11 protein-coding genes are annotated in these 12,620 nt (G+C 61.9%); 8 read left to right on the top strand and 3 right to left on the bottom strand.

The genetic code is table 11. The features are described from left to right. Positions 1-2 precede the first annotated feature (2 nt). Both NKG60_RS30570 and NKG60_RS30565 read right to left on the bottom strand, forming a co-directional pair. A complete protein-coding gene (locus NKG60_RS30570; protein WP_352665714.1) occupies positions 3-1,076 on the bottom strand; it encodes a tartrate dehydrogenase in 1,074 nt (357 codons plus the stop codon). Between the two features lie 85 nt (positions 1,077-1,161). Next, entirely contained in the window at positions 1,162-2,487 is a 1,326-nt protein-coding gene (locus tag NKG60_RS30565; RefSeq protein ID WP_352665713.1) for an NAD(P)/FAD-dependent oxidoreductase, read from the bottom strand. A gap of 158 nt (positions 2,488-2,645) precedes the next feature. On the opposite strand from NKG60_RS30565, the gene NKG60_RS30560 reads away from it, so the two are divergent. The 6 genes from NKG60_RS30560 (at position 2,646) to NKG60_RS30535 (ending at position 9,930) form a co-directional block, all read left to right on the top strand. Continuing rightward, positions 2,646-3,086: a hypothetical protein gene (locus NKG60_RS30560; protein WP_352665712.1), complete on the top strand. Its 441-nt coding sequence runs from the start codon at positions 2,646-2,648 to the stop codon at positions 3,084-3,086. A gap of 180 nt (positions 3,087-3,266) precedes the next feature. Further along, positions 3,267-4,931 carry an ABC transporter ATP-binding protein gene (locus NKG60_RS30555; RefSeq protein WP_352976476.1) on the top strand — a complete coding sequence of 555 codons (1,665 nt, stop codon included), beginning with the start codon at positions 3,267-3,269 and terminating at the stop codon, positions 4,929-4,931. 23 nt (positions 4,932-4,954) lie between these two features. Beyond that, positions 4,955-6,625, top strand: a complete 1,671-nt coding sequence (locus NKG60_RS30550) for a peptide ABC transporter substrate-binding protein (RefSeq protein WP_352565922.1) — start codon at positions 4,955-4,957, stop codon at positions 6,623-6,625. A 79-nt stretch (positions 6,626-6,704) separates the two neighbouring features. Continuing rightward, on the top strand, positions 6,705-7,655 hold the full coding sequence (locus NKG60_RS30545) for an ABC transporter permease (RefSeq protein ID WP_352665710.1): 951 nt from the start codon (positions 6,705-6,707) through the stop codon (positions 7,653-7,655). Between the two features lie 32 nt (positions 7,656-7,687). After that, on the top strand, positions 7,688-8,566 hold the full coding sequence (locus tag NKG60_RS30540) for an ABC transporter permease (protein ID WP_352976473.1): 879 nt from the start codon (positions 7,688-7,690) through the stop codon (positions 8,564-8,566). Positions 8,567-8,598: 32 nt separating this feature from the next. After that, entirely contained in the window at positions 8,599-9,930 is a 1,332-nt protein-coding gene (locus NKG60_RS30535; protein ID WP_502903402.1) for an NAD(P)/FAD-dependent oxidoreductase, read from the top strand. A gap of 148 nt (positions 9,931-10,078) precedes the next feature. Here NKG60_RS30535 and NKG60_RS30530 read toward each other — a convergent pair whose 3' ends face one another. After that, positions 10,079-11,017 carry an ornithine cyclodeaminase family protein gene (locus NKG60_RS30530; protein WP_352976472.1) on the bottom strand — a complete coding sequence of 313 codons (939 nt, stop codon included), beginning with the start codon at positions 11,015-11,017 and terminating at the stop codon, positions 10,079-10,081. Between the two features lie 55 nt (positions 11,018-11,072). On the opposite strand from NKG60_RS30530, the gene NKG60_RS30525 reads away from it, so the two are divergent. Next, positions 11,073-12,110: a GNAT family N-acetyltransferase gene (locus NKG60_RS30525; RefSeq protein WP_352665706.1), complete on the top strand. Its 1,038-nt coding sequence runs from the start codon at positions 11,073-11,075 to the stop codon at positions 12,108-12,110. 11 nt (positions 12,111-12,121) lie between these two features. Then, positions 12,122-12,577 carry a type III PLP-dependent enzyme domain-containing protein gene (locus NKG60_RS30520; RefSeq protein ID WP_352976470.1) on the top strand — a complete coding sequence of 152 codons (456 nt, stop codon included), beginning with the start codon at positions 12,122-12,124 and terminating at the stop codon, positions 12,575-12,577. The last annotated feature ends 43 nt before the right edge of the window (positions 12,578-12,620 follow it).

The raw sequence follows: 12,620 nt of genomic DNA, 5'->3' as shown, positions 1-12,620 counted from the left end.
TGTCACACGTTCGAACCGCGGATCGCCCGGCAGACAGCGTCCGTCACCTCCTGCGTGGTTGCTGTCCCTCCTACGTCCGGCGTCAGCACGCCTTCACTCGTCACCGTTTCCACAGCGCTCATCAGCCGGGCGGCCGCTGCGCTCTCGCCCAGGTGTTCGAGCATCTGGGCAGAGGTCCAGAAGGTGGCGACCGGGTTGGCAATACCTTTGCCGGCGATGTCGAATGCCGAGCCGTGAATTGGCTCGAACATCGAGGGATAGCGCCGCTCGGGATCAATGTTGGCCGTTGGTGCAACGCCGAGACTGCCCGCGAGCGCGCCGGCAAGGTCGGACAATATGTCGGCGTGAAGATTGGTGGCGACGATCGTATCGAGGCTCCGAGGTTTCAACGTCATACGCACTGCCATAGCATCGACTAGCATCTTGTCCCACGCCACGTCGGGGAATTCCTGCGCCACCTCGGCTGCGATTTCGTCCCACATTACCATGCCGTGACGCTGCGCGTTGGATTTCGTAACAACGGTCAGGAGCTTTCGCGGCCGTGACTGCGCCAGCCGGAATGCATAGCGCATGATGCGGGTGACTCCGACGCGCGTGAAGATCGCGACTTCGGTTCCGACCTCCTCGGGCAGGCCGCGATGGGCGCGGCCGCCGTGGCCCGAATACTCGCCCTCGGAATTCTCCCGCACGATCACCCAATCCAGATCGCCAGGGCCAACGCCCGCCAGCGGCGAAACAATCCCGGGCAATATCCTGGTCGGCCGCACGTTCGCGTATTGATCAAAGCCTTGGCAAATCGGCAGGCGGAGTCCCCAGAGCGTGATGTCGTCGGGCAGATCGGGAGCGCCCACCGCGCCAAAGAAGATGGCGTCGAAGCGCTTCAGTTGCGCCACTCCATCTTCGGGCATCATCCGACCATGGGCCTTGTAATAGTCTGAGCCCCAGTCGAAGTGCTCGACGCGCAGCTTGAAGTCGCCGCAGCGCTGCTGCAGCGCCTCAAGTGCCTGGAGACCTGCGGCAATCACCTCCGGGCCGATCCCGTCGGCAGGAATGGCGGCAATCTCATATTCGCGCATCGTCACTTCCTTGTTTTTGGTGCTGGCCGCCTCGTGGCCTCAATCTCGTGTGCGATCGAGATTGTACCTTGGCAAGACGGTCTTCTCAGAATTCAGCGACCTTGCCCCACGCAGCGGTCTTCAGACGCTCGGGCCTATAGGGACGCGGATCGACAATAGGCTCGCTGCCTGTGACGATGTCGGCGATCATATGCCCCGCGCCGGGGCCAATCCCGAAGCCGTGACCACTGAATCCCGCCGCCAGGATGAAGCCCGGAATCCCCTCCACTTCGCCGACAGCGGGAATGCCGTCGGGCGTGCTGTCGATATAACCCGCCCAGACATCGGAGATCGCGACGCGTTGGAGTTCGGGGATCAATTCGCAGGCTCTTCGATATGTAAGCCGAATCTGCCCCATGTCGGGCTTTGGGTCGAGAATCCGGTTCCGTTCCATTGGCGTGATGTCGTCGAGGGCCCATTTGCGCAGGCTTTCATGGCCTTGACGCCAGCCCTCGAAGGCGCCCGGGGCGAGACTGCGCCAGCGGCGGGCGAACATAGGTACAAACTCTCGGCTGAACCTGAACTGCTGCGGCGTTGGATCGACACGCGCCCGCCCGCTGATCGCCAGCGCGTATCCACCGTTGCTGCGCCGCGTCAGAGAGACGCGCGCGGTATGCAGGGCATCCGGCAGACCGTTTGCGCCTGGCGCCACGGCTAGAATGGACTGACGCACGGCAGCTTGCGGGAAGCGCATGCCAAGCTGGTTGCAGAAGGAAGAAGCCCACGCGCCTCCGGCCATGACAACGGTTTTCGTCCGTATGGTGCCTGCTTCGGTCACCACAGCGCTCACCCGGCCGGCGCTCAACTCCAGCCCGCGCGCCGCGCAATGCTGATGTACGGTTCCGCCCGCCGCCATGATGCCGCGCGCCGCAACCGGGACTGCCTTGGAAGGGTCCGCCGTTCCGTCAGTTGGCGAGAACACGCCACCTTTCCATTTGCGGCCCGTGGCTTTGCCCCGTTCGGTGGCTTCTTCTGCGCTCAGCACGTGCGTGGTGACCCCGACCGTTCTCGCAAAATCGCGCCACTTCGCCCAGCCTGCCAGCTCATTTTCGTCTTGTGAGAGATAGAGGAGCCCGCAGCGGCGAAAGCCGGTGTCTTGGCCGGTCTCCTGTGCCACCTTCTCCCAGAGGTCGAGACTCTTGGTCGCCATCGGCAGCTCGCGCGCATCGCGGTTCTGCTGGCGGCACCAGCCCCAGTTGCGGCTGGACTGCTCGGCCGCGATACGCCCCTTTTCGACCAGGGCGACCTTGAGGCCGCGGCGCGCCAGATAGTATGCGCTGAACACGCCCACCACGCCGCCGCCGATGACGACGACGTCCGCTTCGTGAGGGAGGGAAGGGCTGCAGTCGATGTGCATGAGCGGCGCGGACATGGATGGGACTCCGGTAATTTGAAGCATCCTAACCTGTAGCCTGGAGAGACAGGCTGCGGAGTTTGTGCCTGGACGGAATATCCTGCGTTTAGCAGCCCCCAGGACAGGCAATTATTGCGCGAAAAGCTCGCTGCGCGGGGCAAGCAGGAGTACACTTCATGCAGTCGCGTCATCTGCGGCATGCGCGGTACACGGCGCAGTCGTCGACCTTGATCGGCAGTGCCTTGGCCGACATCGTGATGGGCCGCACGGTCACCAATCCGCTCGGCGGCATGGCCTGCATATGGTGCCGATGTACACCGGAAATCTTTGGTCATATCCCTCATGGGCGCGTATTGCCGGATGAAGGATGTGGTTGCCTGATCCCGGTTTCCGCGCCGAAACGGGAACAGAGTGAAATGCCGAACTGGATGTTCTTTTCAGAAGTTCCTGCCGCCCGAGGGCCAAGTTTCGAAGACTCTGCGGAAACAGAACAGTCAAACTGGCTGGAAGAACGGAGCAACCCTTCCTTATGGCAGGCAGGCTTCAGAGGACATTCGATAGGCAAGGCTTGCCCCTTCGGAGAGTTCTCCAAGAAAAAAGGGAACAGAGTCCGGTAAACGGACCGGATTTCATAAGGGAACCGCCACGATGAGCAGAACCCGTCTCTCGCAGCCTCAGCGCGCGAAGCGCCGAGAAGCCCGGACTACGGCAGCTACGGTGAGGCGCTTCCGCTCAAAGGGCGATGATGCGGTCCGCAACAGGGTGGACGCGCTCGGTTGAAAGGGGAGGTGACCTCGATGGTCGCAAGCATCCAGGCTGTAGCCCCCCACGATGTGGCGCTTTCGGTGCGCGACCTCACGGTGAATTTGCCGCAAGGCATGGAACGGGCCCATGCTGTCAAGAACATTTCCTTCGATCTCAAACGCGGCCAGATACTCTGCATCATAGGCGAGTCCGGATCGGGCAAGTCGGTCACGGCGAACGCGATCATGGGGCTTCTGCCGAAGGTGATCCGCCTCTCATCGGGTGTCATCCAGCTGGAGGGGATGAACATCATCGGCATGTCGCCAGACAAGCTGCGCAATCTGCGTGGACGGGTCGTGTCGATGATCTTTCAGGACCCGCTCTCGGCGCTCAATCCCCTGATGACGGTGGGCGCGCAGATTGACGAGGTCATGGCCGCGCATGGCTTCGGCACGCCACAAACCTGTCGCAATCGCGCCATCGAGCTGCTCACTGAAGTAGGCCTGCCAGATCCCGAACTCATGTATCACCAGTACCCTTTCCGGCTTTCGGGCGGGCAGCGGCAGCGCGTCATGATCGCCATGGCCTTGGCGCTCGAGCCGACGGTCCTGATTGCAGATGAACCAACGACCGCCCTCGACGTCACCACCCAGGCTCAGATCCTGCAACTGATCCGTGACATTCAGCGGCGCAAAGGCATGAGCGTGATGTTCATCACCCACGATTTCGGCGTGGTGGCCGAGATCGCCGACAGCGTCGTGGTGACGGAAAAGGGCCATGTCGTCGAACAGGGCAGCGCCGAGCAGGTGTTGAAGTCGCCCAAGCACCCTTATACCCAGCGCCTGATCGCGGCCGTACCACATTTGACCGGCGAAGATCGTTCTCGCCCGGAGGCTGCCAGCAAGGAGCCCATCCTCAAGGTTGAGGGTCTGGTGAAGACCTATCGCGGCGGCAGCGCGCTGTTCGGCGCGCAGCGGACTGTGACGGCGGTCAACGAGGTTTCGTTCGAACTGGCGCCTGGCCGCACGCTGGGGATCGTAGGCGAGAGCGGTTCGGGGAAATCCTCGCTGGGCCGGCTGCTGATCAAGCTGCTGGACAGTGACGGCGGCAGGATCTTGTTCGAGGGCTGTGACATAGCCAAGCTTTCCGAAGCGAAGTTCCGCCCGCTTCGACCGCGGATCCAGATGATCTTCCAGGATCCCTTCGCTTCTCTGAATCCACGCTCGACGGTCGGCCACATCATGACAGTAGGTCCGATGGCGCACGGGATGCCTTATGCTCAAGCGCGCGATGAAGCGCGTGCGCTTCTGGCCCATGTCGGTCTCGATGCCGGTGCTTTTGGCCGCTACCCGCACGAGTTCTCGGGTGGGCAACGCCAGCGCATCGGCATCGCTCGTGCGCTGATGTTCAAGCCGAAGCTGTTGATCGCCGACGAGGCTGTCTCCGCACTCGACGTGTCGATCCAGGCGCAGATCCTGCAGCTTCTGGACCAGATCCAGCGCGAGACCGGCGTGTCGATGGTCTTCATCACGCACGACCTGCGCGTCGCCAGCCAGATCTGCGACGAAATCGCTGTGATGCAGAAGGGCCGGATCGTCGAGCGCGGGCCGCCCTCGCAAATATTCCTGAACCCGCAAGCAGCCTACACGCGCCAACTGGTAGCGGCAATTCCAGGAGAGCGGCCGGGCAATGCCCGTCCAGTAGCAGCAAACGCATAACAAATAACAAGAGAGGAACTACCATGACCAAAAATTCATCGACTACGTCCAACTACTCGAGGCGCGAAGCGCTGCGACTGATGGCGCTAGGTGGGGCTGCAGGCCTCATCGCGCCCAATCTGTTGGGCAAGCCCGCCTTCGCCAAGACCCCTCCTGCAGGCCCGGCCGGTCGCGTCGTCGTCGGTCTTTCGCAAGAGCCGACCGTATTCAATCCGCTGATGGCGCATATCGAAGTCGATGACGCGGTCCATTTCTCGGTTTTCGATGCGTTGGTCCGGATGGATCCCCAAGGTGGCCTACATCCAAACCTCGCAGCCGAGGTGCCAAGCCAGAAGAACGGCGGCATTTCGGAGGACGGTCTCAACTGGCGCATCCGGTTGCGCGACAATGCCCGCTGGCACGACGGTGAGCCCTTCACGGCCGAGGACGTGAAATTCACCCTTGAGCTCATCACGAACCCGAAGTTTCGCGCTTGGCGCACGAGCGGCCATTCGCTCGTGCAGGACATCACAGTGGTTTCGCCCACCGAGATCACATGGCGGATGAAGGAGGCTTTTGCGCCCTACCTTTCATTCTTGGCCGAAACCTTCATCGTGCCTAAGCACATTCTGGGGAAAGAGGCCGATCCGAATACCGCCGCGTTCAACCAGGCGCCGGTCGGCACCGGCGCATTCAAATGGGGCCAGCGCGTCGCGGGCGATCACATCGAGCTCGTCGCCAATCCTGAGTACGCCGGCGAAGGTCCCTATGTCGAGCAGCTCATCTTCAAATACATCCCCGACATGACGGTGCTCTACACGCAGTTCAAGAGCGGCGACGTGGACCTGGTTGATCAGTCGTTCATCACCGCCGACCATTATACTGAAGCCCGCGAACTACCAGACCGCGTGGTGACACTGGAGACAGGGGCATCCCTGGAGTCGATCTACCTCAATTTGGGCCGCCCGCAGTTCAAGGATCTGGCAGTGCGCCAGGCGCTCTACGCCGCGTTGGACAGGAAAGCGATCGTCGACACGATCTATTACGGCGTGGGCACTCTCACCGAGACCTTCATGCCGAAGGAGTCCTACTACTACGACCCGGACCTGCCGGTTCAGGAGTTCAATCTGGACCGGGCGCGCCAAATCCTTGATGAGGCCGGCTGGGCGCCGGGGCCGGATGGAATCCGCGCCAAGGATGGGGTGCGACTGTCCTTCTCCAACTCGACAACTTCTGGCAACAACCTCCGCGAGCAGACGCAGCAGTTCCTGCAGCAGACGTTTGCCGAGATCGGCGTCGAGATGACGATCTCGAATTTGCCGGCTGCAGTTATGTGGGGCGAGTTCTGGCTGAAGTCGCAATTCGACACCGCCATGGTGGGCGTCACGTATCTGATTGCCGCGGACCCCGACGCCACAAACCGGCTCCATACGAAGGCGATCGCCGCTCAAGGCGGACACGGCTCGAACACCGGACAATATTCCAATCCTGAGGTCGATGCCCTGCTCGAAAAGGGTGCTCGCAGCTTCGATCCGGAAGAACGGCGCGGGATCTATAACCGGGTGCAGGAAGTGGTGCGCCACGATCTGCCCTTCCTGCCGCTGTTCGCCTACACAATCGTCCTCGGACGCAAGAAAGGGTTGGACGGCTTCGAGCCCAACGCCAACACCCGCACCGCGTCGTGGAATGCCGCGGCCTGGCAGTGGAAGGCCTGATCCACGCAGTTGCCGCCGCCCGGTTCCGTCGCGGCGGCGGCAACAGATCAGAATCATCAACCCACAATGGAGGACTCGAATGCGCGGCTTCCTGCTCAATCGCCTCTCTCAGAGCCTGGTGCTGCTTGTGATCGTTTCGATCATCGGCTTCGGCATTCTGAACCTCCTTCCCGGCGGCCCGCTGGCGCAATTTGGGCTTGATCCCGGAATGACCCAGCAGGATATCGAGCGTCTCAAGGGGCTGCTGGGCCTCGATCGGCCTATATGGATCCAATATGTGGACTGGGCATGGCGGCTGGTGCGGGGCGACTGGGGTCACTCGTTCCGTGATGGAGCGCCGGTGTTGGAGGTCATCGGCAGCCATCTCTTTGCCACGCTGCTGTTGATGGGTTCCTCAACCGTGATTGCAATTTCCATTGGCGCCTGGATCGGAATCCGCGGCGCCACGCGCCGCTATTCGCTGTTCGACTATCTCGCAACTGTCGGTGCCATGGTCGCGTTGTCGGTCCCCACCTTCTGGTTCGGGCTCGTCGGCATCTACGTCTTTTCCCTGAAGTTGGGCTGGCTGCCCGCGGGCAATATGTCCGAGATCGGCGACGCCTCGATCCTGGGCTACCTCCACCATCTGATCCTGCCAAGTATTGTGCTGTCGCTGGTCCATGTCGCGATCTGGAGCCGCTACATGCGGACGGCGACTCTCGACGCCATCAGCCAGGACTTCGTCAAGACGGCTCGGGCCAAGGGGTTGAGTGAACGCCGGATCCTGATGAAGCATGTCGTCGGCAACGCACTTTTGCCGATGATTACCTTGGCCGGGATGCAGCTTCCCAGCGTCCTCACTGGCGCGCTCGTGACCGAAACCGTCTTTACCTGGCCAGGAATGGGACGGTTGTTCCTCGATAGCCTTGGTTACAGCGACTATCCGGTTGTGATGGGGCTGCTGATGTTCTCCGCCATCCTCGTTCTGCTTGGAAACCTGATCGCCGATATTGTCGTCGCTATTGTCGATCCGCGCATTCGTCTGGCTTGAGCGCGCAACTTCCCCGACAGGAGACAGCCGATATGACCGCTCTCACCGCAAATGCAGCTCCGAGCCGATGGAGAAACAACCGCGCGGCACGTCGTTTCATGCGCCATCGCTTGGCGCTGCTCGGGTTGGCGATGATCATCTTCCTGAGTCTTGCTTGCGTCCTCGGCCCCCATCTCCTGCCTTATAACTCACTGTATATCGATCTGCGGGCCCGCTTTGCCCCCCCGCTGACGGGCTACCACTTTCTAGGCACCGATCCGCTTGGCCGCGACGTGGCGGCAAGGCTTTTGATGGCGGGACGAATCTCGCTGCTGGTCGGTTTCTTCGCCATGGTTCTGTCGACGCTCATCGGCACCCTGGTCGGCGTGATTGCCGGCTATCGCGGCGGCTGGGTCGGGGCCACGCTGATGCGCACGGTCGACGGAGTCCTGTCGTTCCCATCGATCTTTCTGCTGCTGGCGCTGGCTGCCGCACTGAAGCCCAGTCCCGTGATGATCACCGTCATTATCGCCCTCACCAGTTGGATGGAGGTTGCCCGGATCGTCGAAGCGGAAGTCCGCTCGTTACGCGAACGCGAGTTCGTCCTGGCCGGGCGAATGCTGGGATTGAGCGGCACCCACATCATGTTCCGCGAGATACTGCCCAACGCCATGGGGCCGATTATCGTCGCTTCCACCTTGACGGTCGCGCGCGCCATTCTCATGGAAGCCTACATCAGTTTCCTCGGCTACGGGATCCAGCCGCCACTTCCCAGCTGGGGCAACATGCTCAATGGCGCCCAACAATATCTGGGCAGCGCGCCTTGGCTGGCAATCATTCCCGGAGCTGCAATCACCATTGCGGTAACCAGTTTCAATTTCATCGGTGACGGGCTGCGTGATGCGCTCGACGTCCGAGACGACCACATCTGAAGTTTCATCGACCGCAGATCTTTACCCCTGCAATGCAGCGAGAAGTCAGCCACGTGCAAGAGCCTCATATCGCCGACAAGAACACACCCTACTGGTGGGAAGCAGCGCCCGTCATGCCGCTGCCGCGCCAGCCAGTCGCAAAGGAGCTTGACGTGGCAATTGTCGGCGCCGGTTATGCCGGGCTTTCGGCCGGGCTGGTGCTGGCGCGCGAAGGACGCTCGGTCGCAGCCTTTGATGCGATGAATCCGGGCGAGGGTGCTTCCACCCGCAACGGCGGGATTACGAGCGGAAGCATCCGGCCGGACTATGCCACGATCACCCGGCGCTTCGGGGAAGAGAAGGCCATGGCGATCGAGGCCGAGGGCAAGGTCGCACGCGAATTCCTCTACGACTTCATCAAGACCGAAGGGCTCGACTGCGACTTCCGACTGGTTGGCCAATTCAAAGGCGCTTTCGGATATGAACAGTATGAGAAGATGGCGCGCGGCGCCGAGACGCTGGCGAAGAAACTGGGGATTGAGTCCTACGCGGTTCCGCGTGCCGAGCAGCGAAATTATATCGGCACCGACTTCTACCGCGGCGGGACCGTTCGGATGGACATTGGCGGGCTGCACCCCGCAAAATTCCATGCTGAGCTCCTGCGGGTGGCGCTCGCATCCGGGTTGACGGTCCATTCGCATACAGTGGTCAAGTCGATCGAGAGGAACGGTTCGGGGTTCCGCGTCGCGACTTCGGCAGGGACGGTGGATGCACGGCAGGTTCTGGTCTGTACCAACGGCTATACCGACGGCGCCGCTCCCTTCCTACGCCGCCGCCTGGTTCCGGTCCGCAGCCGGATCATCGTCACCGAGGAACTTGCGCCCGATATCATGGCGCGACTGATGCCGAAGCTGATGACGATCACCGAGAACCGGCAACTCGGTTTCTATTATCGTCCCTCGCCTGACGGAAAACGCATTCTGCTGGGAGGCCGTGACAGCTCTCGCGTCGGCGATCCGGCGGCGCCAAAGCTTCTCCTACGCAAGGGACTGGTGAACCTTTTCCCGGAGTTGGAGAACGTGCGCCTTTCGCATTGCTGGTTCGGCAACGTGGCGATGAACCGAGACATGCTGCCCCGCATCTTCGAGAAGGACGGTGTGGTCTATGCCTCCGGCTTCTGCGGTTCGGGCGTGGTCTGGGCGCCATGGATTGGCATGCGTGCGGCCCACAAACTGATGGGGCATGGCGAGCAGTCGCGCACGGCGTTCGATTTTCGACCGCCTTCGGCCGTCCCGCTCTATCGTGGCAATCCGTGGTTCATGCCGGCGATTATCCAGGGCTATCGGTTGCAGGACCGTCTCGCCTTCTGGCGCGCCAGCCGCTAGTCGCCGACATCGGGGCGATCCGTGGTTCGTGGGGGCAAGCCTTTGGCGTGCCCGCTGCTGACATGACTGAAAAATCGCGCGAGTTGCAGGACAGCTCCAGTGGTGTCGAAAAATCCGTCAGGACTGGGGCCTGTCGGTGCGAAGCTGATCAGCGGTGGGACGCCTTTGCGCGGATCAACGCGTCGGCCATATAGAGGTCCTGCAGGGAGATACCGGAACTGTCGAAGACCGTGATCTCATTTTCGAAGCGGCGTCCGGGCACACGCTTTTCAATGACGTCGCCGATTGGTGTTACCGCAAGCATGCCGGCGTCGATCTCGTCGCGCACGTGCTGGAATTCGCCGATCTGGACTGACTGGGAAAGCAGATCACAAAACAGACGTGCCTTGGGAAACAGTTCGCTCGGCAATTCGCGCTTACCTGGAGCATCCGACCCCATGCTGACGATATGGGTTCCGGGTCCCACCCAAGCGGCATCGAACAGCGGTTCGCGTGCGGGTGTCGCCGTGACCACGATGTCGGCCGCGCGCACGGCTTCTTCCGGCAAGGCGGCGCGCGCCTTCAGTCCCCTTTCGCCGATCTGATCGACAAAAGCGTCGCGCCGCGGCGAAGGCCGGGCCACGACCAGCACGGTTTCGATTGGGCGGATGCGTGCCAGCGCCATCACTTCGAAGCTCGCCTGGTTGCCGGCGCCGAATATCGCCAGAACCTTGGCTTGCTTGCGCGCAAGAAGATCAGCCGCAACCGCGTCGGCGGCGGCCGTCCTGTAGGCGTTGACCTTCCCGGCCTCGATCACGGCGCCGAGCCGACCTGTATGCTGATCGAGCAGCACGATGGTGGAGTTGTGGCGGGGAAGGCCACGTGCCGGATTGCCCGACCAGAAAGAGCCGATTTTCAGTCCGGTCAGGTCGTCCGACGAACCGGATTTGATTGAGAAGGTATTGGTCGCGTCCTGTGTGCGTCCGAGAACAGCGGGAAAGACCCAGCTCTGCTGCGATGCTGCTGCCACGAGGGCCTCGCGCGCCGCCTCGAAAGCAAGTTTATGCGTGACGAGGGCGGCTGACTCCTCTTCGCTGATGTAGATCATCCAAAATTCCTCTGGGCATCACCGATCGCGGACAACCACGAAGCGGCGATTCAAGGTGCCAGCTATTCCTCGCCCGATTTGCGCGATTTGGCATGCCGAGGAACTGCTCAAAACGAATTATCCCGCTGATTTGAAGGGGCAAAACAGCAGCGAAATCTGTCCGCCGGGCGCGACTCTAAGATCCGACTTCAATCCGACTCTGGATCAAGTGACAGCGTTGCACCTTATGGCCTTTGAGCATGACAGAGATATCGTCAGCGCCCCGACCGAGCTGATGAAATTCCAAACCCGCCATTTGCCGGGCGCGCTGAAGCTGTCGCAGGAGATGGCCTGGCCCTACCGCCAGGAGGATTGGGAATTTGCCCTGATGGTCGGCAACGGCCTGGTCCTCGAGCGGGCAGGACAGGTGATTGGCACGGCCATGTCCTGGAACTACGGACAGTCCTATGCCTCGGTCGGGATGATTATAGTTACTGGCTCCGCGCAAGGCGGTGGCAACGGCGCCCGGCTCTTTGATGGATTGCTTGAGGCGGCACACGGTCGCAACCTGCTGCTCAACTCAACCGAAGAGGGGCTGGCGCTTTACAAGCGACGCGGCTTCACTGCCTGGGGCACGGTGCTTCAGCACCAGGGCTCGCTGAACGTCGCCGTGACGCGCAGTGCTTGCGACGACATCCGTCAAGCGACAGTCTCTGACCTCGCGGCGATCCAGGCCTTCGACGAACGGGCCACGGGCATGCCCCGGCTGGCGATGGTGGCTGCGCTCGCCGATGTGGGCAACGCCTTGGTCATTGAGCGCAGGGGAGGGATTGCGGGCTACGCTATCGCGAGGAGGTTTGGCCGCGGCTATGTCGTCGGCCCTTGTGCAGCCGAGAGCGAGCAAGACGCGCGGCTTCTGATCCTGGCCCAGCTTTCGAAGCTTCACAATCAATTCGTTCGCATCGACGTCTATGCCGAGGATGGATTGGGCGACTGGCTTGAGAGCCTTGGCCTTCAGCGGTCCGGCAGTGCGACCGCCATGGTCAAAGGGCAACGGCCCGTCTCCGAGCGGGCCGCCCATATGTATGCGTTGGCAAACCAGTCGTTCACTTAGGAAACGAACTTATGAACACGAGGGCAGCAAACGTGGCGGTGAGCGAGCCGGCTCGGACGATCGACGCCTTAATCACTCCGGCGCTGCTTCTCGACCGTGGGCGGCTCGAGCGCAACATCCAGGGTCTGGCCGAGCGCGCCAGGAAGTTTGGCGTGGCACTGCGCCCGCATATGAAGACGGCCAAAAGCATCGACGTCGCCCGATGCGCGTTCCACCGCGAACCCGGTCCGATCACGGTCTCGACCATCGCCGAGGCGGAGTATTTTGCGGGCCATGGCTTTCGAGACATAACCTATGCGGTTGGTATCTCACCGGCTTCGGCCAGGCGCGCCATGGAGCTTTGTCGCCGCACCGGCGCTGATGTGAAGTTGTTGCTCGATTCCGTCGGCCCGGGCCCCCGCCGGGCCCCCGGGCCCGCAGCCCCCCGGATTGCCCCCTATGGTTTGAAACGACAGTGCGGCGATTGACCTAGCGGGGGGGTGTCACCCGCCCATACCCAACCAGGTTAGT

The organism is Mesorhizobium sp. M1428 (assembly GCF_040317515.1).
Taxonomy (GTDB): Bacteria; Pseudomonadota; Alphaproteobacteria; order Rhizobiales; family Rhizobiaceae; genus Mesorhizobium.
Note: the sequence above shows the minus strand (reverse complement) of the source record. Positions and strands in the feature narration are given on the sequence as shown.

Bases quoted from the DNA above. Each gene is read 5' to 3' on its own strand.
- NKG60_RS30570 (WP_352665714.1), bottom strand. From the start codon at position 1,076: ATGCGCGAATATGAGATTGCCGCCATTCCTGCCGACGGGATCGGCCCG.
- NKG60_RS30565 (WP_352665713.1), bottom strand. From the start codon at position 2,487: ATGTCCGCGCCGCTCATGCACATCGACTGCAGCCCTTCCCTCCCTCAC.
- NKG60_RS30560 (WP_352665712.1), top strand. From the start codon at position 2,646: ATGCAGTCGCGTCATCTGCGGCATGCGCGGTACACGGCGCAGTCGTCG.
- NKG60_RS30555 (WP_352976476.1), top strand. From the start codon at position 3,267: ATGGTCGCAAGCATCCAGGCTGTAGCCCCCCACGATGTGGCGCTTTCG.
- NKG60_RS30550 (WP_352565922.1), top strand. From the start codon at position 4,955: ATGACCAAAAATTCATCGACTACGTCCAACTACTCGAGGCGCGAAGCG.
- NKG60_RS30545 (WP_352665710.1), top strand. From the start codon at position 6,705: ATGCGCGGCTTCCTGCTCAATCGCCTCTCTCAGAGCCTGGTGCTGCTT.
- NKG60_RS30540 (WP_352976473.1), top strand. From the start codon at position 7,688: ATGACCGCTCTCACCGCAAATGCAGCTCCGAGCCGATGGAGAAACAAC.
- NKG60_RS30535 (WP_502903402.1), top strand. From the start codon at position 8,599: ATGCAGCGAGAAGTCAGCCACGTGCAAGAGCCTCATATCGCCGACAAG.
- NKG60_RS30530 (WP_352976472.1), bottom strand. From the start codon at position 11,017: ATGATCTACATCAGCGAAGAGGAGTCAGCCGCCCTCGTCACGCATAAA.
- NKG60_RS30520 (WP_352976470.1), top strand. From the start codon at position 12,122: ATGAACACGAGGGCAGCAAACGTGGCGGTGAGCGAGCCGGCTCGGACG.